The following is an 18,964-nucleotide window of genomic DNA, read 5'->3' on the forward strand; positions in this document are numbered from 1 at the left end:
TTTCAGCGAGAACAATTATGGCAGCACTACATGCGATAAGCAAAGGTCGGTTGAGGATGCAACTCACTGAGTTAGCCGGAAGCGCCGTTGCCGTCTACCCGGCATTCAGGCGCGTATTGGGCCTGAGCGCTTCTGCAGCTCAGTTTCTGTCCCAGGCCGTCTATTGGACTGAGAAAACTGGGGACGGCTGGTTCTACAAGACCGAATCCGAATGGGAGCAGGAGATAGGCCTGTCCAACAAGGAAGTCCGTACTGCGCGGCGCCGCCTTTCGCAGATCTCGCTCCTAGAAGAGGTCCGCAAAGGAGTCCCGGCCAAGATGCACTTCCGGATAGACACTGACCTTCTGCTTGGATACTTGTCAGGCGAAACAGCTATTCCAGTTCTGCCCAAAGAGCACAACAAGTCCTGCCCAAAAGGCACAACTGGACATACCCAAACGGCAGAACTAGTTGTGCCGTTTGGGACGGACAAGTGCGACCGTAATGGCACAACTATTACAGAGATTACACAGGAGACTACAGCACAGACTACGGCATTGGTGCTCGCTCCAGCTTCGCCGAAGCGCGCCGCGAAAAAATCCGATCCGGGAGCCGATGAAGCCAAACAATCTGCTTGTCGTGAAATCTGGGCCGCCTACTCGGCTGCCTACCAAGATCGCTACCAAGCAGCCCCAGTGCGCAATGCCAAAGTTAATCGCAATGTTGTCGACCTCTGGAAGCGACTTGGCACAGAGGCGGCAGCAGTCGCCGAATTTTACGTTGGCATCAACGACTCATACCTGATCCGCAATTGCCATGACCTCGGCTCGCTGCTGGTGAAGGCGGAGTCCTACCGTACCCAGTGGATAACCAATCGCCAGATGAACGCCACAACTGCCCAGCAGATTGAGCGCAAACAGGCGAACCTCCAAGCCGGGCAGGAAGCTGCTCAACGGATCATGAGTCGAGAAGGGAGGAAGGAAAATGAATTCCTCTGACCGCATGAGCACCGAACAGATCGCTCGACTGGCCTTGGCCATTGCCGCCACAGCTGAAGTCCTCGGCCAGACCATCACTACCGACGCTGCCGAGATGATGGCTGATGATCTTGCTGATTACCCCGCTGATGCAATCGGCGCATCGCTCAAGGCATGCCGCCGCGAACTGACCGGCAAGCTGACCTTGGCCGCCATTCTCCAGCGCATCCAGGCCGCTGACGGGCGCCCAGGCAAGGACGAAGCATGGTCAATCGCTATGGCTGCAGCGGACGAATCTGAAACGGTGGTGATGACTGCTGAAATCCTTCAGGCGATGACCGCTGCGCAGCCAATCCTCGATCTCGGCGACAAAGTCGGCGCCCGCATGGCATTCCTCAGTGCCTACGAGCGATTGGTGACCATCGCCAGAGCGGAAGCCATCCCGGCGGCCTGGAGCGTATCTCTCGGCTTCGATCCTGTTCGTCGCGTGACGGCCATTGAGTCTGCTGTCCGCATGCAGCTGATCACGCAACAGGCTGGTGCCAAGTACCTCTCCGACCTGCGTATCGCGCCAATCACCAACGACGGTATGGCGATCGCAGGGTTGCTGACGGGGAAAGTCGTCCAGCCAACACCGAAGCTTCGCGAAAAGCTAGCCGAAGTTCGCTCGATCGTAACTGCCGCCAAGGCACGCCAAGACCGCGAAAAACTCAAGAAGGCCCAGGCTGACCGGGTCGATACGTATCTGCGCAAGCGCCAAACACGGGCCGCGATTGCTGCGCTTCAGAAGGAGATCCCACATGTCTGATATCTGCGACGCAGCTGACGACGTAATCGAGAAGACCCGCGAGCATGCACTGGCCAACATCCCGCGTTACACCGGCATCAGCGCCACAGAGTGCGAGTGCGGCGAGGAGATTCCTGAAGGCCGTCGTCTTGCGATCCCGGGCGTGAAGTTGTGCACGCCTTGTGCCGAGCGTGAAGCACTGGTGAAGCAGGGAGTGCGGCGGCTATGACTGACAAGATCAGCGTGAACAGCTCCAGCAAGCTCACCGAAGCCATCGGCATGCTCACCGCCATGTTCCGCGAGAAGAAGTTTGTGGTGGTGTCGCTTCGGCCGGGCAAGGACCGCACCCTCGATCAAAACGCCCTGTGGTTCGCAATGTACAAGCGCATCGCCGAGATGACCCAGATCGGCGACGCCTCGGATGCACGTAAGCACTGCAAGCTGCACTTCGGCGTGCAGATCCTGCTGAATGAGGATTCAGAGTTCCAGGCAGCCTGGTACCGGGTGATGCGCCACCTTCCGTACGAAGAGAAGTTGGCCATGATGGGCGACTGCAAGCTGTTCGGCCCGGATGGGTTCCCGGTGACCAGCCTGTTCAACCGCGTCCAGGGCATCGCCTACACCGACCGCATCGTGGATGACTTCACCGCCAAGGGCGTCTTCTTTGGCGACCTGCTGGGCAAGGAGGCTGCATGAGCCATCAATTCAAGCCTGGCGATCTTGCGCTCACGCTCATTTCAGGATTCGGGTTTGCCGCGATGACTACCGTGAAGCTCGATGTATTCCTGCGCAAAGGGCAGACAGCGCAAGAGCCTGACGGCTGTCTGTGGACTCCGAAATTCGACGGTTGGGCGGTTTATCGCGATGACGCAGATGGGGCTGGCTTCTTCAAGCCTGAGCACTTGATGCCCCTGCGCGGCGACTTCGCTCCCGAGCAGCAGAAGACGCGGGAGGTGGTCGCATGAGTCTCCCATCGAAACCACGCAAGGCGAAGATCTGCAAGAACCCAGCATGCACGGCCTCATTCGTCCCGATGCGCCTCGGTCAGGCCGTTTGCGATTTTGCCTGCGGCCTGGCCATCAAGGACGTGAATCAGGAGAAGGCGCGCAAAGCTCTTGCCGATATGGGGCGCAAGGAGCTGCGGGCGGCAAAGGAGAAGGTCAAGTCCAGGGCTGAGTACATGAAGGACGCCCAGACCGCTTTCAATGCCTGGGTGCGCGAGCGTGACGCCAAGCTGCCATGCATCAGCTGCGGCCGGCACCACCAGGGTAAGTACGACGCCGGTCACTACCGCACTGTCGGGAGTAACCCAGCGCTGCGCTTCGAGCCGTTGAACTGCCACCGCCAATGCTCGCCCTGCAACACGCACAAATCCGGCGACATCGTGAATTACCGCATCGAACTGGTGAAGCGGATCGGCGCCGAGCTTGTTGAATGGCTGGAAGGCCCTCATGAGCCCAAGCGCTACTCCATCGAAGACCTGAAAACCATCACTGCTGAATACCGCGCCAAAACCCGCGAACTCAAGAGGGCTGCAGCATGACCACCATTCCAAGCGACATCCTGCTTCACCTTTGGTTGGCCTTCCTGGTGATTGCCTACGTCGGCTGCGTCGAGGGGATTCGCCGACTTCTGGCCCGCGGCCGGATTGCGCGGGGTGGCCGGCCATGAACTGGAAAGCCATCAGCAAGCACTGCATGTCCAGTGAAGAAGGTTACCTGTTGAGCAAATACGCACTGCAGGACGGGCACGCCTACGTGGCCCGCGCGCCCGCCGGGAAGATCCTCCACTCAGGCAAGGATCTGGCCAAGGCCAAGGCGGCATGCGTTGACCACCTAGAGAAAACTCAGAAGGTGGCTGCATGAGTGATCAGGTTCGCCAAAGCTTTGAGCAATGGTTCGCTCTGCGGAATCTCCATGTGACCGGTAACCACCTAACCCTGGCTGATATGCAGATGCTGCGCGGCCCTAGTGGTGACTACAACAAACACGCCTACATGCACGGCTGCTGGATTGGCTGGCAGGCACGCGACGCACTTAAATCCCAGCCAATCTCTGGAGCCGCATAATGGCCGAACGTAAAGTCACGGACGAGCAGGTTATCGAGGCACTCCAGACAATGGGCGTGGCCAAGGCTGCTGAGCATCTCGGGATCAATGTCCGCACGCTCCAGAAGCGTAAGGCCCGAATGGCGCTGAAGGGGCACATCCCGGAGATGCACATCGATACCAAGCTGCCGCCGTTTCTGAAGATCAAAGGCACGTCTCAACTCATGCGCCGCGGCGAGACTGAGCCGCTGTTGTCCTGGGTCAAGACCAATACCGACATGGAAGCATTAGAGGCCCTCATTCAGGCCTCATGCGAGGCGGCGGTGAAGGATTTACCGCACGTCCCGGCGCGGCCGTTCACTGGCAACTACCTGCCGGACCTGATGACGGCTTACCCAATCGGCGATCCGCACTTCGGCGAGTACATCTGGGCGGAGGAGTGCGGCGAAGACTGGGATCTGAGCATTGCCGAGCGCGTGCACTGCGCTGCCATGGCTTCTCTGGTCGAGTCCGCACCGCCGACCGAGACCGCGATCATCGTCAACTTGGGCGACGCGGCTCACTACGACTCCATGGCCGCCATCCCCCCGCGCAGTGGTCATCACCTGGACGCGGACAGCCGCTACGCCAAGATGGTCGACATCCTGATCCTCGCCATGCGCCAGTGCGTCGAGTCGGCCCTGACCAAACACAAGTTCGTGCATGTGGTCCACGTCATCGGCAACCACGACGAAACCGGTGCCGTCTGGCTGAGCCGTCTGTTCGCTCACCTGTATGCCGATGAGCCGCGCGTCACTGTTGAGACCTCGCCGAGCGTCTTCAGCTACTACCGCTGGGGCAAGAACCTGATCGGCATGCACCACGGGCACACCAGCAAGGCCGACAAGCTGCCCGGCGTCATGGCGACCGACCGCGCCAAGGACTGGGGCGAGACCACGCACCGCTACTGGTGGACCGGCCACATCCACCACGAAAGCAAGAAGGAATACCCGGGCTGCACCGTTGAGTCGTTCAACACGCTCGCACCAGGTGACAGCTATGCCCACGCCGGCGGCTGGAGATCCCGCCAGAACATGAAGGCCATCGTCCTGCACCGCGAGCACGGCGAAGTCGCCCGTCACACCGTACATCCCTCCATGTTGAAAGAGGTGGCAGCATGAAGCTGATCAACGCAAGACAGGTATGGACTGAAGCACAGCACGAATCGAACGCATCGATCAGCGCCGTCGCAATCGACCGGGCCGAATCAGCCCCGGTGAAGGCGGGTAACCGCATGCGCCGGCATGAGGCGGTGTTTGCCGCGCTGGGAGAGGACAAGGAAGAGCGCATCCAGGTTGTGCGGCAGAAGATCAGCATCAGCGAAACCCGTCGCACTCCGATCGGTCGATCTACTGCCCGCGCCGCGCACCTAGCCACCATCGGCAAGGTCCTCCGCGCCATCGACACACTGCCGTTCCAGGTGCAACAGGTCGGCCACTTCCTGTATCACCCGTGCATGACCATGCAGCACGTCATGAATGCTGTGCTGCTGGTCACTGCGAAGGCAGCCTTGCCAGACCTGACATCCGCCAAGCGCGTGAAGGCTCAGTACCTGGTCACCCTGGCGCTTCAGTCATACAAAGGCGAGGTGAGCGGGGCGGCCGAGTGGGGGCCGGCCCGTGTCGCCGCCGAGATGAAAGACTTCTTCGGCGTGTCGATCGAGCCGAAACACTGGAACCGGGATTGGCTTGAGTTGTGGGATTCACTGAAGGCAGTGATCAAGGAAGTGGATATTCAGGCGCTACAGCCGATTTGGCAGGTGATACACGCGGAAAAGGAAGAAGAGGCGGCATAAAAACATTGACATGGTGGGGAATTCCGCGTACTTTTCCCATAGTGCACAAGTCACCACCAAAGCACACGACCTCAGAAGCCCAGCCATCGCGCTGGGCTTTTTCGTTCTCGGCTCAACCACATCCATCGCTCCAAGCTTGGAGTGTTTGTTGCGGCCGACTTATTTCCGCAGGCGCAAGACAGATAGGCCAATCCTGCACCTCCCGAGGAATGACCCATGCCGCACACAATCCGCTGCAAGATGATCTGTCACCACGTCCTGCCGCACGAATACTCGAACGCCGACAACCCCATGTCGAAGGTGCGTTTCGGTGCGGTGTACTCGCCTGATACTGGCAACCCTGACGACGAGAACGCCGTGTTTGGCAAGTACACGCCCTACGCATCCTTCGATGCATCGTTCGCAACCCCGGTGGCCGAGAAGCTGACGGTCGGATCGGCCTACTACGTGGATATCCACCTGGCCGAGTAAAGAATCGCTGACTGCCCGCACATGCGGGACCTATTCCAAGTCTCGCCATCGTGCGGGGCTTCTTGTTTTCCCGATCCACCGCTCCCCAGCGGTTTGGCCGCCACCTGACGGCCTTTTTTATTCCCTGGAGTCACGCCATGGCCGAACCCGCGAGCACCACTGCCGCCGGCGTCTTGCTCGCCAAGTACGGCATCATCATCGCCGGCTTCGCTGGGGCGATCCTTTCGCTGACGTTCCTGCAAGGCCTTACCCGCAAACAAGCTGCCTGGGCATTCTTCACCGGGTTCAGCTCAGCGATCTTCTGCACACCTCTGGCAGTTGGATTCTTCAAGCTTGAGCCGGGCGGTGAAACTCAATACGGCGTTGCCTTCCTGATCGGCCTGCTGGCCATGAACATCATCCCGGGCTTGAGAGCTCTGGCAGGAAAGTTCGGCGCTACAGGGGGCACATGATGAACACCATCCTCCAGGCCGCCGACGCTTTCCTCTGTGTGCTGGTTGTGATCGCCGCTGCCGAGTATCTGCGCCGCGTGCGCCCGATTGATGAGCCGCTGCTGAGCATCTCGTTCTACCTGGTCGCCATCGCCGCGTTCGGTAGCTTCATCTTCAACATCAAAGGCCATCCGGTCAGCCCCTTCACGATGACGATGCACGCCGCTGTGATCCTGTACGCGATTGCCCGGCGCGGGCATATCTGCAAGCTCCCCGGTTAAACCAAAGGGTGCCTGGCTTCGTGCGGGCGCCACTCTCTACACGCAATAGACTGCACATATCCCGCTGAAACGGCTGGAATACTGGCAGTAGATTGCAGATCCCGTGGTGACTCCATGATCTCGATCGAACGCAACGCGTACTTCATGTCGCCCAAGAATCATGCATTGCACATTCAGATTGGCTACACCTGCTTCTGCATTGGGCAAGGCTTCGGGATGGATATGCGGCGCAGCCCTCGGCATAGCGAAGACGTCGTGCCTTACGTCCACCTAGATCTGTTTGCCCCTCGCCAGACTCCGGACGGCTACAAGTGCAAGGGGTTCTGGCTTCGCATTGGCAAGCGCCGTTTTGGCGGGAGCCGGTTCTCGGGGTAATTGGCATGGCCCAGATCACATTGAAGGCTTACTACCCATGGTGGTTCAGGTTCTACGTGGTTGGCGTGCACACTTTCGCCTATCTGGCAGGCCTTGAAGCAGATGAAGAGAAGCTGCAGGCCCAGGCGCGATTTGCCAAGCGATACCGCGAGATCATCCCTGCTGACGAGGCGAGCCAATGACTAAGGCCAAACACAAGGTCGTATGGCTCGATAGGGGCTGGCAGCCAGTATTCATCGGGTTCTGCCCGAGCGAGAAGGCTTGGAATCGTGAAATGAAGCGGATGAACGTGTCTGAGCCTTACCCGAAGGCGGACGGATGCACTACGCGCTTCAAGACTGGCGCGGGGAAGGATTGCATCATCGTCTGCATCCATGAGCGGTTGAAGGCTGACAGCTGCCGTCACGGCATTGTCGGGTTGATCGTCCATGAGTGCACGCATGCCTGGCGCTACATCCTGAACGCCATTGGCGAGGACGTCCCAAGCAGCGAGTTCGAGGCCTACTCGATGCAGGCGATCACTCAGCAGGTAACGACGGCGTTCTGCGATACGCGCTTCAATCTGTTCAGCAAGAAGTAGTTGTGCCGCAGTTGAGTGCGGCAGAGGTGGATCAAGACTTCGAATACTCTTCCAGAAGCCTTTCGAGCGCCTCCTGATATTCGTCACCCTTCAGAGACTCTTTCAGTGCATCCACGGCCGATTGCGCGTGAATCACGGCCATTGCCTCACTCTCTCCACGGGACATGGCTCGCAGCCTTGCTTGTGCGAGCACAGCTTCTTCGGTCGGTGACATTGCCAAACCCTCGAAGGATTGAACCCTACCAATACCGGCAACCATCCAGTATTTCAAGATCATGGTGACCCATGGATAGGCCAATGCCTCCTGCGTCGATCCTTGAGCTGTCTGAGCTATCGGACTTCGGTATCCGGCTGACACCAGCGCCAGAAGTGTGGGAATGGCTGAGTGCGGAGATCTTGGCCGACACCGGGAGCATCCACAACGAAGATCATGCGCACCTGATCGATGCGGACGTGAGGTTCATGTGGGCATCGTCCCACTTCGAGAAGCAGGGAAGAACGGTGCTCGGCCAGACCGAACAGGTCGCGTTCCGTGCTGGTGGCTGGCAGAAGGCCCGGATGGAACAGCAGATGTTCGATTGGTTTGGCGAAGTGCCGGCCTTCATCATCACTTTGGCTGCCGACTACTGCTCACAGTGCTCCGACACCGACTTCTGCGCTCTGGTCGAGCATGAGCTCTACCACATCGCCCAGGCGAGCGATAAGTACGGACAACCAGCGTTCACCGAAGAAGGGATTCCCAAGCTGAAGATGCGTGGACACGACGTCGAAGAGTTCGTTGGTGTGGTCCGTCGCTATGGCGCGAGCCCTGACGTTCAAGCGCTGGTGGACGCTGCAAACAGTCCTGCTGAGGTAGGCAAATTGAACATCGCGAGGGCCTGCGGTACCTGTCTACTCAAGTCGGCCTGACTCCCATGACAGGTTTTGACGGATGACGACCCTATGGCAGTACTACGAAGCGAGGTCAAAGCCTTCATCGTTCAGGCTCTGGCCTGCTTCGACACGCCATCTCAAGTGGTTGAGTCGGTCAAGAAGGAATTCGGGATAGAAATCAGTCGTCAGCAGTGCGAGTCGCACGACCCGACGAAGTTCGCCGGCAAGCAGTTGGGCGCTAAGTGGGCAGAGCTCTTCCATGCCGCTCGTAAGCGCTTCCGTGAAGAGACGGTAGACATCCCGATCGCCAACCGAGCGTATCGACTCCGCGCACTTGGCCGCATGGCTGAGAAAGCCGAGAACATGAAGAACATGGCGTTGACCGCTCAGTTGCTGGAGCAGGCCGCCAAGGAAGTCGGCGACATCTACGTCAACCGGCACCGCAAAGACGAGCCAGACGATGAGCCGGCGATCCCGACCCGTATCCAGGTCGATGTAGTGGATGCGAGGAAGCCAGATGCCGAGCCTTAACGTCCCACAGGCTCAGTTCCTCACGTTGCCTCACAAGTTCCGCGCGTTCGTTGCCGGTTTCGGCTCAGGGAAGACTTGGGTCGGTTGCTCGGCGCTGAGCAAGCATTTCATGGAGTGGCCCAGTGTCAACGCGGGCTACTTCGCACCGACTTACCCGCAGATCCGCGACATCTTCTATCCGACCATGGATGAGGTGGCCTACGACTGGGGGCTGAAGACCAAGATCAACCAGGCGAACCATGAGGTTCACATCTACAGTGGCCGGCAGTACCGCGGCACTGTGATTTGCCGGTCGATGGAGAAGCCGCAGACCATCGTAGGCTTCAAGATTGGCCACGCCTTGGTGGATGAGCTGGACGTGCTGACGTCGATCAAAGCGCAGCAGGCCTGGCGCAAGATCATTGCCCGGATGCGTTACAACCTGCCCGGGCTGAAGAACGGTGTGGACGTGACCACCACACCGGAAGGCTTCAAGTTCGTCTACCTCCAGTTCGTCAAACAGCTGCGCGACAAGCCGGCACTCAAGCAGATGTACGGGTTGGTGCAGGCCAGCACGTTCGACAACGAGCTCAACCTGCCGGACGACTACATCGAGTCGCTGCTTGAATCGTACCCGGAGCAGTTGATCCAGGCCTACCTGAGAGGCCAGTTCGTCAACCTGACGTCCGGATCGATCTATCACGCTTATGACCGTCAGCTGAATCAGTGCTTCGACACCGTGCAGCCTGGCGAGCAGCTGTTCATCGGCATGGACTTCAACGTCGGCAAGATGGCGGCGATCACCCACGTCAAACGTGACCAGGGTCTGCCGCGCGCCGTGGATGAGCTCATGGATGGCTACGATACGCCGGACATGATTCGTCGCATCAAAGAACGCTACTGGCGCCACGATGGCGACAAGTTCGTGAAGACCTGTGAGATCCGGATCTACCCTGACGCCTCGGGCGACTCGCGCAAGTCGGTCAATGCCAGCGTCACAGACTTGGCCATGCTCAAACAGGCTGGCTTCGTGGTGATTGCTCCAGCGGCCAACCCGCCGGTGAAGGACCGCATCAACGCCATGAACGCCATGTTCTGCAATGCAGCCGGCGAGCGTCGCTATCTGGTCAACCCTTTCACATGCCCGCAATACGCTGACTCGCTCGAGCAGCAGGTCTGGGGGGCCAACGGTGAGCCAGACAAGACCCAGGGCAAGGACCATTCGAACGACGCGGGCGGTTACTTCATCCACAAAGAATTCCCGATCGTCAAACGCACCGCATCCACCGCACCTCTGAGAATCTGACTATGTCTGACGACCCAAGCAAAACGCTGCCGGCAGTGGACGCCATGCGCGAAGACTGGGCCATCGTCGATCCTTTGATGGGTGGCACACGGGCGATGCGCGAGGCGGGCGAATGCCTGCTGCCGAAATGGCCGAAGGAGGAGAGCGATGACTATTGCAACCGCAAGAAGCTCTCGACCCTGTTCCCGGCCTACAGCGAGACGGTGAAGAACAACACGGGCCGGGTCTTCGCCGAGCCCATTGTGCTGGGCGAAGACGTGCCTGAGTCTATCGTCGAGTACACCGAGAACTTCGACCGTCAGGGCAACAACCTGCAGGTCTGGGCCAAGTCGTTCTTCTTCCAGGCGCTGTCCCATGGCTTGTGCCATGTGTTGGCCGAATACCCGAAGACAACTGACGCTGAAGGCAAGCCAACCATCGTTACCAAGGCGGACGAGCAGGCTGCTGGGGTTCGCCCATACGCTGTGATGATCCGGCCTCAACAGGTCATTGGCTGGCGCTCCAGCACAGCCGACGGCGAGCACGTCCTGACCCAGTTCCGGTACATGGAGTCGGTCGAAGAGGACGATGGCACCTTCGGCACCAAGTCCGTCAACCAGATCAGGGTCCTCGAGCCCGGCAAGTGGTCGACGTATCGCAAGGTTGAGAGTGGCGAGCGCAAGGGCGAGTGGGAGCTGTTCGAAGCGGGAACGAGCTCACTGAGCCACATTCCGCTGACCACCTACTACACGGAGCGCACCGGCTACATGACGGCCAAGCCGCCATTGCTGGAGCTGGCCCACCTCAACGTCAAGCATTGGCAGTCCCAAAGCGATCAGGACAACATCCTGCACGTCGCCCGGGTGCCGATGCTCGCCATTACCGGGATCGACGATGACACCTGGGAGCTGAAAGTCGGCACCGCGTCCGCCACCAAGTTGCCGAAGGAAGGCGACATGAAGTGGGTGGAACACACCGGCAAGTCCATTGAGGCCGGTCGGGTGTCCCTGCAAGACCTTGAAGATCAGATGCGTGTCGCCGGAGCCAAGCTGCTCCAGAAGGACAAGCAGGCCGTGAAGACTGCCACGCAGGCCGAGGATGAGGCGGCTCAGGAGATGAGCCCGCTCCAGACCATGGCCAGCCAGCTCGAAGACGCGATTGACCAGGTCCTGCAGTACTTCGCCGAGTTGACCGGTGAGAAAGAAGGCGGTCATGTCCAGGTGCAGGGCAACTTCGACATCGACTTCGCGCCGGAAACCACCCTGCCTCTGCTACTCAACATGGCCAGCCAAGGACGCCTGTCCGACGAGACGCTGTTCTCCGAGATGCAGCGCCGCAACGTGGTGTCGAGCGACATCAAGTGGGATGAAGAGAAAGCCAAGATTGCCGAACAGGGGCCGAGCCTCGGAGTGCTCTAAATGCCAACCGTCAACCAGGTCCTTGAAGACGAGCAGATCGCGCACGCGGTAAGCCTCGAAAAGTACAAGGTTGGCGTAGTCCGGCGGATCATTGCTCTGCTGAACCGGTCGGATGCTGACCTGTCGGCGGCGCTGACTGCTGCGCTTGAGCGCCTGCCGGCTGAGTCCTTCACGGTTGAGCGCCTGGAACTGCTGCTCGCCGAGGTGAGGCTGATCAACATTGAGGCCTATGCCGCTGTCGCCCAAGAGCTACAGGACGACCTGAAAGAGTTGGCCGGGTATGAGGCTGACTGGCAACAGGAGTTGTACAAGAGGGTGCTGCCGGAGCCTGTGCAGGTTCGCTTCCCGATAGCCAGTGTCAGCGCCGAGCAGGCTTATGCTGCGGCGCTCGCCCGGCCATTCCAAGGCAGATTGCTGAAGGACTGGGGCAAGGAGATTGCCGCCGACCGCATGGTCAAGATCCGCAACGCCATCCGCACCGGTTACCTCGAAGGCAAGACGACTGACCAGATCATTCGCAGCATTCGCGGCTCACGGGCTACGGGGTATGCAGATGGATTCCTTGAGCGCCCCCGTAAGGATCTTGCAGCGGTGGTCAGGACGGCAGTGAGCCACACGGCGGCGACTGCACGGCTGGAGTTCAACAACGCCAACGAGGAGATCCTGAAGGCGGACAAGTGGGTGTCCACGCTGGACAACAAGACCTCGCCGATGTGTCGCATCCGCGACCAGCTCCAATACGCCATCAACACGCACAAGCCGATCGGTCACAAGGTGCCCTGGCTGCAAGGCCCGGGCAAAATCCACTGGTGCTGCCGGTCTACCTCGAGCGCGGTCACGAAGAGCTGGAAAGAGTTGGGCATGAACATCGACGAGATGACTCCCGCCCAGCGCGCCAGCATGGACGGCCAGGTCCCGGCGAACACCACCTACAGCGAATGGCTCAACCGCCAGTCGGACGCCCGCAAGCTTGAAGTGCTTGGGCCTGAACGCTATCAGTTGTTCAAGAGCGGAAAGGTCGAACTGGAGGACTTCTATACGCCAACTGGCGAGTGGATGACCATCAAGCAGCTTCGCGCTCAGGATTCCGCGCTGTTCCGGCAGCCGACTGGCGAGTTCACCGTTTACGACACCGGGTATCCATTATCGAAGCCGGATATCTCAACTCCTGCCCGAAAAGCTGCGGTAGAGATCGAAGACAAGATCCGCGGTGACAAGCTGGAGACAGGCGCGTTTATCGGCAAGGATGGCTCGATCATCCTGCAGCGTCAGGGCGAGCCAGACAGTGTTGGTTTCCCTGTGAGTGAATTCGACCGGCTGAAAGGTTCAACCTTTACCCACAACCACCCTGGCAACGGCACATTCTCAGAGCAAGACATCAACCTGGCTGCTGAAATTGGAGTGGTCGAACTGCGCGCTGTCGGGCCGACACTGAGATACGTTCTGTCGGCTCCCAATGGCTGGCCTGAGAGTGCTACGATGGAGTCAGCACTTGCCCAGGCGAGGAGTGCCGCAATCAAACGAGTGAACGCAATGGTTCACCGTGGTGATCTTGAATTGCAGTACTCCCAGGCAGAGGCGGAGCATCAGGTATGGGTTGCCTACAGCGACCTTCTGAAACTGCTTTACCAGCGTGAGAAATCATGACCAGCAAAGAAGCGACTGAACAGTACTTCGCTGAAGCGCACAAAGAGCGGAAAGAAGCCCGAGCCGAAGGCATAGCCTATTTCGATGGAAGTGCCGCTTGGGAAAAGTTCTGCAAGCAGATGGCTGAAGAGATCGGCCCCGGCAAGCTGAAAGATGACTTCGAAGACGCCTAAGCTTCATCTCATCCAAGGCACCAAAGCTCCGGACACACCGACAGAAGAGGTGCGCAAGCGTGTGCGTGCTCATCCCAAGCCAGCGACGATGGTTCAGTGCCATCGCTGCGGGGGTAGGGAAGTGATCGAAACCAAGATCGGCGTCCTGATGAAGAACGGCAAGCCCACTGGCGGGACGAAGGTGCTGCTTTGCGTTGGGTGCTTACTCAAGGGTGAGCGCGTCGTTGTTTCGTGATCGTTGACTGAGGGCAAGGATCTGCATATACAGTCGGTTCTTTCTATTTTTGTTTCGGTAAGTCATGAGCGAAGAACGAGATATTCCCGAGCCTGAGCACGACCACCTGCTCGATCATGAATTCCATGATGGCGAGTCATGGGTTGAAGAAGACGCTCAGGCAATTGTTGACGAAGAAGATGATGACGTTGATTTTCTTGATCAGATAGATCAGGACGACTGACGCAGAAATACTTAACATCCCCAAAGCCCGTCCATTCGCACGGGCCTACATGCTTTGAATCAAGCCCTGGCATCCGCCGGGGTTTTTTTATGCGCGCGATTTACACAGGCCTCGTCAATGACGGGGCTTTTTATTGCCTGTGTTCCGGATGGAGCAGGGCGCCAAGGGCCGGATGGCTCAGTAGATGGCCGGACGGCCGAGGAAACCACATGCCTTTCAAGTTTGATGCAGACGGTCACATCGTCACCCAAGAGGTCAATGGTCAGAAGCTGCCGGTCTTCACTGGCGCCGACGGCAAAGAAGCGCCCTTTGACGCGGACAGCACCGTCGCCACTATCGGCCGCCTGAATGGCGAGGCCAAGGGTCATCGCGAGCGGGCAGAGGCCGCGGAAGGCAAGCTTAAGGGGTTTGAAGGCATCGCCGACCCAGCCGCCGCGCTCAAGGCTTTGACCGTCGTGAAGAACCTGGACGAGAAGAACTTGATCGCTGCAGGTGACCGCGACAAGGCGGTCTCTGAAGCGGTGAAAAGCGTCGAGGAAAAGTACGGCCCCGTAGTTCAGGAAAACGAAACACTGAAGGGCCAACTGAACAGCCACCTGATTGGCGGCGCGTTCTCGCAATCCAAATTCATCGCCGAGAAATTTGCTGCTGAAGGCCCAGCCGGCGTCGAGATCGCCAGGGCCCTGTTCGGCAGCAGCCTGAAGGTTGAAGAAGGCAAGGTCGTTGGCTACGACGCCAACGGCAGCAAGCTCTATTCCCGCACTCGCCACGGCGAATTGGCTACCGCTGAGGAAGCCATCGAGTTGCTGGTTGATGCATATCCCCACAAGAACCACATCCTGAAAAGCTCCGGCGGAAGCGGCGGTGGTGCACCTCATGGTGGAGGTAATGGTGGGGGCAAAAAGTCCATGGGTCGCGCCGGGTTCGATGCTTTGAGCCCGAATGACCAGGCCGCGTTTGCACGCGATGGCGGCGTCGTCACTGACTGACGCTGAATCACTGCCGGTGCCCGGATGGGAGTCGGTGCTTGGGTCGGATGGCCCGGAAGTCTGAACACTCAATCATCGTTTAATCAAGGAGCCAATCATGGCCAACACCCTTACCGGGTTGATCCCTACGCTTTACAACGCACTGGACGTCGTGTCCCGTGAGCTGGTGGGCTTTATTCCTGCCGTGTCGTCTGACATGACCTACGAGCGCGCTGCCGTGGGCCAAACCGTAACTTCGCCTGTAGTCGGTGCGGCCACTGCGACCGATATCACTCCGGCAGTCACTCCGCCAAACGACGGTGACCAGACTATCGGTGGCTCTTCGATGACCATCACCAAGGCGCGTCGAGTTCCGATCCGCTGGAACGGTGAAGAGAAAAAGGGCCTGGACAACAACGGTGCGAGCTTCAACGTCATCCTGTCCAACCAGATCCAGCAAGGCATGCGCACTCTGGTCAACGAGATCGAAAGTGATATCGCCAGCCTCCACGTAAACGCATCTCGCGCCTACGGCACCGCAGGCACCGCGCCATTCGGTACCGCCAACGATCTCAGCGACACCGCCGGCGCACTGCGGATCCTGGAAGAAAACGGTGCTCAAGGCCTCGACTTCCAGTTGGTGCTGGGCACCGCCGCCATGTTCAACCTGCGCGGCAAGCAATCCGGCCTGTTCCATGTGAACGAAGCCGGCCGTGAAGACATGCTGCGCAACGGTATCACCGACCGCCTGCAAGGCTTGGCGCTGCGTCAGTCGGCGCAGGTCAAACGCTTCACTCCTGGTACCGGCGCTGCAGCGACAACCAACACCGCAGGTTACGCCGTCGGTGCAACTGTAATCACTCTGGCTTCCGCCGGTACCGGTACCGTCCTGGCGGGCGACGTGATCACCTTCGCCGGCGACACCAACAAGTACCTGGTAGCTTCCGGTGACGCTGACACCTCCAATGGTGGAAGCATCACCCTGGCCGCGCCCGGCCTCCTGCAGGCGATTCCGGCCTCTGCAACCCTTATCACCGTTTCGCCGGTGAGCAACCGCAACATGTTCTTCGCTCGTTCGGCCATCGCACTCGCAACCCGTGCTCCTGCTCTGCCAGAACAGGGTGACTCGGCGGTGGATCGCATGATCATCACTGACCCCCTGACTGGTCTCAGCTTCGAGATCTCCATGTACGCCCAATACCGCCAAATGCAGTACGAAATTGCACTGGCCTGGGGTACTGCGGCGGTCAAGAAAGAGCACATCGGCATCCTGCTCGGTTAACCCTGCCTGCTGGGGGCCTCGGCCCCCGGTTTATTGGAGAAAGACATGAAGACCATTCAAGTAAAGGCGTGGGGCAAAGGTCAGGGCGATTTCGTACTCATCAACGAGGAGGACTTCGTCGAAGGCGAGCACGAACTGTACGTAGCCAAGAAGCTGACCGCTAAAGAGCAGAAAGCGTTTGATGCCGCGAATGAAGCTGCTGCCAAGCTCGAAGCAACCAAGGCTGCACTGACTGAGAAGGGCATCGCCTTTGAAGTCGACGCAAGCCAGGAAGATTTGCAAGCACTGCTCGACGCAGAGGTTTAACCCATGGCTCTCGTCATCGAAACAGGCTCGATCGTTCCAGGTGCCGAGAGTTTTGCGACGGCGGCTGAACTGGTCACCTATGCGGGGAACTTCGGCCGGGTGATTCCGGCTGATACCACGGCGCAGGAAGCGCTGTTACGCCGGGCTGCGCTGGAGATGAATGCGAAGCCATGGAAGGGGCGGACGGCGAGCCCGCTCCAGACGCTGGCGTGGCCGCGCTTCGAGGCCTGCCTGAACCGGTTCCCCGTGCCATCCAACACCATCCCTGCGCAGATCAAGGCCGGGCAAATGGCTCTGGCTACCGAGATCCACGCTGACGATCTGTCGCCGCCTGAGCAGCGCCTCGGCGCGATCAGCCGGGAGAAGGTCGGCCCGCTCGAAACCGAGTACTCGACTGCAAGCCCCATCATCAGCAAGGCTGCCGCTGTCCGGCAGTCCTATGCGCAGTTCTCCGGACTTTTGCAGTCGTCCAGCCAAGTCAGTCTGAAGAGAGGTTAAAGACCCATCTCAAGGGAAAAGATATTCCCCTGGAGCTTAAGAGGAGGCACGTCCTCAAGAAGCAAGTCTTCAATACCACTGATAAAGGACTGGGTCTGAGGAGAAATTTTTTCTCCTTTAGGTACATGCTTTTTGACAATGTCCAAACCTAGTTTCGAGAGTCCTCGGTATTGAAAGGCGAGGGTTATTGAATCTCTCAGCTGGACGGTGAGACCGTCAATGTCGTCCGAAAATTCCTGGGCAGTTGCCAGGCGAACCCTTCTTTCAGTAATGGATTTTGCCCTGTCCGCAAGCGTCAACATATTCAATTCCTTGTGTTTGCATTTTGTGGGTGGCCTTATGCCAGATATTTATGATCGTGCCAAGGCAAGCGCTGCGCGAATGCTGGCGCCTCGCAGCAAGGGCGGTAAAGGAGTGGAACTGTCATTGGTCCACGTCACGACTGGTGAATACGACCCGGAGGCAGGCAGTAGCCCGGTGACCACCGTTCAATACGACGGCTCAGGCGTTCGTGAGAACTACCGGCAGCAGGACATCGACGGCTCGCGCATCAAGCTGGGCGACGTGAAGATCCTGATTTCCCCCTTGCTGCTGAATGGCACGGACACGCCGCAGCCCATCAGCCAGGACAAGATCCTGTTCGACGGCGACACCTATACGGTGCAAAACGTTGATCCGTGGGATTACGCCGGCCTCGCTGTCGGCTTCAGTGTGCAGGCCCGCAAATGAGCTTCTCCCTGGACCTGAAGGCATTCGCTGAGAAGGCGACCATCAATGCCGAGACGGTTGTCCAGAAGGTCGCCATCGACCTGCTGGGCGCCGTGGTGGATCGATCCCCGGTCGGCAATCCAGAGTTGTGGGCGGCCAACTCGGTAGCGGTCCAATACAACAACGAAGTGGCCCGGCTGAATGCCGAGTTGCGCAACGATCCGGAGAACCTGTCCAGGAATGGACGGATGAAACCGGGGCGGCTGATCAAGGACGGCATGGACTTGGTCGCAGGTGGCAACTATGTCGGCGGGCGCTTTCGGGGTAACTGGCAGGTGTCATTCGACACCGCCAAGACCGGCACGCTGGAGCGCATCGACCCGACCGGACAAGACTCGAAGGGCGACGGTGCGACGGTGATCCAAGGGTTCACGACTCAGGTCGGCACCATCTGGATGATGAACAACCTCCCGTACGCGCAGCCGTTGGAGTACGGGCATTCAAGCCAGGCGCCTGCCGGCATGGTCCGCGTCTCCGTCCTTGAAGTTCAGATGTTCATCGATAAAGCCGTCTCGGAGTTGCCCTAATGTCTGATCGAATCATTCGCAGCCTGTTCGAGGCCCGCCTGAAGACATGGGCCACCGCCAGAGTGCCGGCATTGCCGATCGCCTATGAGGATGTCGCCTTCACACCACCGGCAGATGGCTCGCCCTACCTGCGCCCCTTCCTGCTGCCGGCTAACCCGACCAGTGAAGACCTGGAAGGCAAGCACACGGCTTACCGTGGCGTCTTTCAGGTCAGTGTCGTGACCAAAGCAGGGGAAGGGCGGGGCGCTGCTGGCCTGATCGCCGATGAGATAGCCGCACTGTTCCCGAACAACCTCGACCTGACCAAAACAGACTTCACCGTCTACGTCCGTTCGCCGATGGCAACCGCCTCGGCGCGGCAGGACGACACGACCACATCGCTGCCGCTGTCCTTCACGTACAGAGCAGATACCGCTTCCTAATCCGCCCATTGGGCAAACCCAGAACCCGCCATCGAGCGGGTTTTGTCATTTCTGCATAGAGGAAACC

Annotated in this window: 33 protein-coding genes; 31 read left to right on the plus strand and 2 right to left on the minus strand. The window is 59.1% G+C overall.

Going from position 1 to position 18,964, the window contains the following annotated elements:
- Positions 1-56 precede the first annotated feature (56 nt).
- The 17 genes from C9422_RS18635 to C9422_RS18705 all read left to right on the plus strand — a co-directional run bounded on the left by C9422_RS18635 (position 57) and on the right by C9422_RS18705 (position 7,762).
- The gene (locus tag C9422_RS18635) at positions 57-977 is read left to right on the plus strand and encodes a hypothetical protein (RefSeq protein ID WP_116581692.1); all 921 of its coding nucleotides are present in this window, start codon (positions 57-59) and stop codon (positions 975-977) included.
- Positions 964-1,764: a hypothetical protein gene (locus tag C9422_RS18640; RefSeq protein ID WP_256589987.1), complete on the plus strand. Its 801-nt coding sequence runs from the start codon at positions 964-966 to the stop codon at positions 1,762-1,764. The genes C9422_RS18635 and C9422_RS18640 overlap by 14 nt, the downstream gene beginning before the upstream one ends.
- On the plus strand, positions 1,757-1,972 hold the full coding sequence (locus C9422_RS18645; RefSeq protein WP_116581694.1) for a TraR/DksA C4-type zinc finger protein: 216 nt from the start codon (positions 1,757-1,759) through the stop codon (positions 1,970-1,972). Before C9422_RS18640 ends, C9422_RS18645 begins: the two co-directional genes overlap by 8 nt.
- Positions 1,969-2,439, plus strand: coding sequence for a hypothetical protein (locus tag C9422_RS18650; RefSeq protein WP_116581695.1), 471 nt, complete (start codon positions 1,969-1,971; stop codon positions 2,437-2,439). The genes C9422_RS18645 and C9422_RS18650 overlap by 4 nt, the downstream gene beginning before the upstream one ends.
- Positions 2,436-2,708, plus strand: a complete 273-nt coding sequence (locus C9422_RS18655; protein ID WP_116581696.1) for a hypothetical protein — start codon at positions 2,436-2,438, stop codon at positions 2,706-2,708. The genes C9422_RS18650 and C9422_RS18655 overlap by 4 nt, the downstream gene beginning before the upstream one ends.
- Positions 2,705-3,286, plus strand: a complete 582-nt coding sequence (locus C9422_RS18660) for a recombination protein NinG (RefSeq protein ID WP_116581697.1) — start codon at positions 2,705-2,707, stop codon at positions 3,284-3,286. The genes C9422_RS18655 and C9422_RS18660 overlap by 4 nt, the downstream gene beginning before the upstream one ends.
- Positions 3,283-3,414, plus strand: a complete 132-nt coding sequence (locus C9422_RS32590) for a hypothetical protein (protein WP_256589988.1) — start codon at positions 3,283-3,285, stop codon at positions 3,412-3,414. The genes C9422_RS18660 and C9422_RS32590 overlap by 4 nt, the downstream gene beginning before the upstream one ends.
- Positions 3,411-3,608, plus strand: a complete 198-nt coding sequence (locus C9422_RS18665; RefSeq protein ID WP_116581698.1) for a hypothetical protein — start codon at positions 3,411-3,413, stop codon at positions 3,606-3,608. The genes C9422_RS32590 and C9422_RS18665 overlap by 4 nt, the downstream gene beginning before the upstream one ends.
- Positions 3,605-3,811, plus strand: a complete 207-nt coding sequence (locus tag C9422_RS18670; RefSeq protein WP_116581699.1) for a hypothetical protein — start codon at positions 3,605-3,607, stop codon at positions 3,809-3,811. The genes C9422_RS18665 and C9422_RS18670 overlap by 4 nt, the downstream gene beginning before the upstream one ends.
- Positions 3,811-4,950, plus strand: coding sequence for an oxidoreductase (locus C9422_RS18675; RefSeq protein WP_116581700.1), 1,140 nt, complete (start codon positions 3,811-3,813; stop codon positions 4,948-4,950). Before C9422_RS18670 ends, C9422_RS18675 begins: the two co-directional genes overlap by 1 nt.
- The gene (locus tag C9422_RS18680; protein ID WP_116581701.1) at positions 4,947-5,624 is read left to right on the plus strand and encodes a hypothetical protein; all 678 of its coding nucleotides are present in this window, start codon (positions 4,947-4,949) and stop codon (positions 5,622-5,624) included. Before C9422_RS18675 ends, C9422_RS18680 begins: the two co-directional genes overlap by 4 nt.
- A 216-nt stretch (positions 5,625-5,840) precedes the next feature.
- Positions 5,841-6,095: a hypothetical protein gene (locus tag C9422_RS18685; protein ID WP_116581702.1), complete on the plus strand. Its 255-nt coding sequence runs from the start codon at positions 5,841-5,843 to the stop codon at positions 6,093-6,095.
- A gap of 137 nt (positions 6,096-6,232) precedes the next feature.
- Entirely contained in the window at positions 6,233-6,547 is a 315-nt protein-coding gene (locus tag C9422_RS18690; RefSeq protein ID WP_116581703.1) for a peptidase M48, Ste24p, read from the plus strand.
- Positions 6,547-6,807 carry a hypothetical protein gene (locus tag C9422_RS18695; RefSeq protein ID WP_116581704.1) on the plus strand — a complete coding sequence of 87 codons (261 nt, stop codon included), beginning with the start codon at positions 6,547-6,549 and terminating at the stop codon, positions 6,805-6,807. The genes C9422_RS18690 and C9422_RS18695 overlap by 1 nt, the downstream gene beginning before the upstream one ends.
- A 114-nt stretch (positions 6,808-6,921) precedes the next feature.
- Positions 6,922-7,182 (plus strand): hypothetical protein, encoded by a 261-nt coding sequence (locus tag C9422_RS18700; RefSeq protein WP_116581705.1) that lies wholly within the window; start codon positions 6,922-6,924, stop codon positions 7,180-7,182.
- A gap of 5 nt (positions 7,183-7,187) precedes the next feature.
- Positions 7,188-7,364 carry a hypothetical protein gene (locus C9422_RS32275; protein ID WP_165824797.1) on the plus strand — a complete coding sequence of 59 codons (177 nt, stop codon included), beginning with the start codon at positions 7,188-7,190 and terminating at the stop codon, positions 7,362-7,364.
- A complete protein-coding gene (locus C9422_RS18705) occupies positions 7,361-7,762 on the plus strand; it encodes a hypothetical protein (RefSeq protein WP_116581706.1) in 402 nt (133 codons plus the stop codon). Before C9422_RS32275 ends, C9422_RS18705 begins: the two co-directional genes overlap by 4 nt.
- 31 nt (positions 7,763-7,793) lie before the next feature.
- Here C9422_RS18705 and C9422_RS18710 read toward each other — a convergent pair whose 3' ends face one another.
- Complete coding sequence (locus C9422_RS18710; RefSeq protein ID WP_256589989.1) at positions 7,794-8,060, minus strand: hypothetical protein; 267 nt, start codon at positions 8,058-8,060, stop codon at positions 7,794-7,796.
- Here C9422_RS18710 and C9422_RS18715 point away from each other — a divergent pair.
- From C9422_RS18715 to C9422_RS18760, 11 genes are all read left to right on the plus strand, one after another.
- Complete coding sequence (locus tag C9422_RS18715) at positions 8,048-8,671, plus strand: putative metallopeptidase (protein ID WP_165824798.1); 624 nt, start codon at positions 8,048-8,050, stop codon at positions 8,669-8,671. The two genes, C9422_RS18710 and C9422_RS18715, sit on opposite strands and share 13 nt — an antisense overlap.
- A gap of 33 nt (positions 8,672-8,704) precedes the next feature.
- Positions 8,705-9,166, plus strand: a complete 462-nt coding sequence (locus C9422_RS18720; protein WP_116581708.1) for a DUF2280 domain-containing protein — start codon at positions 8,705-8,707, stop codon at positions 9,164-9,166.
- The gene (locus C9422_RS18725) at positions 9,153-10,451 is read left to right on the plus strand and encodes a terminase large subunit domain-containing protein (RefSeq protein ID WP_116581709.1); all 1,299 of its coding nucleotides are present in this window, start codon (positions 9,153-9,155) and stop codon (positions 10,449-10,451) included. The genes C9422_RS18720 and C9422_RS18725 overlap by 14 nt, the downstream gene beginning before the upstream one ends.
- 2 nt (positions 10,452-10,453) lie before the next feature.
- Entirely contained in the window at positions 10,454-11,848 is a 1,395-nt protein-coding gene (locus C9422_RS18730; RefSeq protein WP_116581710.1) for a DUF4055 domain-containing protein, read from the plus strand.
- Positions 11,849-13,495 (plus strand): hypothetical protein, encoded by a 1,647-nt coding sequence (locus C9422_RS18735; RefSeq protein ID WP_256589990.1) that lies wholly within the window; start codon positions 11,849-11,851, stop codon positions 13,493-13,495.
- Positions 13,492-13,668 (plus strand): hypothetical protein, encoded by a 177-nt coding sequence (locus C9422_RS32280; protein ID WP_165824799.1) that lies wholly within the window; start codon positions 13,492-13,494, stop codon positions 13,666-13,668. Before C9422_RS18735 ends, C9422_RS32280 begins: the two co-directional genes overlap by 4 nt.
- Before the next feature lie 299 nt (positions 13,669-13,967).
- Positions 13,968-14,126: a hypothetical protein gene (locus C9422_RS32285; protein ID WP_165824800.1), complete on the plus strand. Its 159-nt coding sequence runs from the start codon at positions 13,968-13,970 to the stop codon at positions 14,124-14,126.
- Positions 14,127-14,335: 209 nt separating this feature from the next.
- Complete coding sequence (locus tag C9422_RS18745) at positions 14,336-15,115, plus strand: DUF6651 domain-containing protein (RefSeq protein WP_116581712.1); 780 nt, start codon at positions 14,336-14,338, stop codon at positions 15,113-15,115.
- A 97-nt stretch (positions 15,116-15,212) separates the two neighbouring features.
- Positions 15,213-16,376, plus strand: a complete 1,164-nt coding sequence (locus C9422_RS18750) for a P22 phage major capsid protein family protein (protein ID WP_116581713.1) — start codon at positions 15,213-15,215, stop codon at positions 16,374-16,376.
- 45 nt (positions 16,377-16,421) lie between these two features.
- Entirely contained in the window at positions 16,422-16,682 is a 261-nt protein-coding gene (locus C9422_RS18755) for a hypothetical protein (RefSeq protein WP_116581714.1), read from the plus strand.
- 3 nt (positions 16,683-16,685) lie between these two features.
- Entirely contained in the window at positions 16,686-17,180 is a 495-nt protein-coding gene (locus C9422_RS18760; protein ID WP_116581715.1) for a DnaT-like ssDNA-binding protein, read from the plus strand.
- Here C9422_RS18760 and C9422_RS18765 read toward each other — a convergent pair.
- Positions 17,177-17,482, minus strand: coding sequence for a hypothetical protein (locus C9422_RS18765; RefSeq protein WP_116581716.1), 306 nt, complete (start codon positions 17,480-17,482; stop codon positions 17,177-17,179). The genes C9422_RS18760 and C9422_RS18765 overlap by 4 nt on opposite strands.
- Before the next feature lie 79 nt (positions 17,483-17,561).
- Here C9422_RS18765 and C9422_RS18770 point away from each other — a divergent pair, with 79 nt between their 5' ends.
- From C9422_RS18770 to C9422_RS18780, 3 genes are read left to right on the plus strand one after another with little or no spacing between them, the layout of a single operon-like run.
- Positions 17,562-17,909: a hypothetical protein gene (locus C9422_RS18770; protein WP_256589991.1), complete on the plus strand. Its 348-nt coding sequence runs from the start codon at positions 17,562-17,564 to the stop codon at positions 17,907-17,909.
- The gene (locus C9422_RS18775) at positions 17,906-18,475 is read left to right on the plus strand and encodes a hypothetical protein (RefSeq protein WP_116581718.1); all 570 of its coding nucleotides are present in this window, start codon (positions 17,906-17,908) and stop codon (positions 18,473-18,475) included. The genes C9422_RS18770 and C9422_RS18775 overlap by 4 nt, the downstream gene beginning before the upstream one ends.
- Positions 18,475-18,897, plus strand: coding sequence for a phage tail terminator-like protein (locus tag C9422_RS18780; RefSeq protein WP_116581719.1), 423 nt, complete (start codon positions 18,475-18,477; stop codon positions 18,895-18,897). Before C9422_RS18775 ends, C9422_RS18780 begins: the two co-directional genes overlap by 1 nt.
- Positions 18,898-18,964 lie beyond the last annotated feature (67 nt).

The sequence above is a fragment of the Pseudomonas sp. B1(2018) genome (genome assembly GCF_003097365.1).
In the GTDB taxonomy this organism is placed as follows: Bacteria; Pseudomonadota; Gammaproteobacteria; order Pseudomonadales; family Pseudomonadaceae; genus Aquipseudomonas; species Aquipseudomonas laurylsulfatiphila.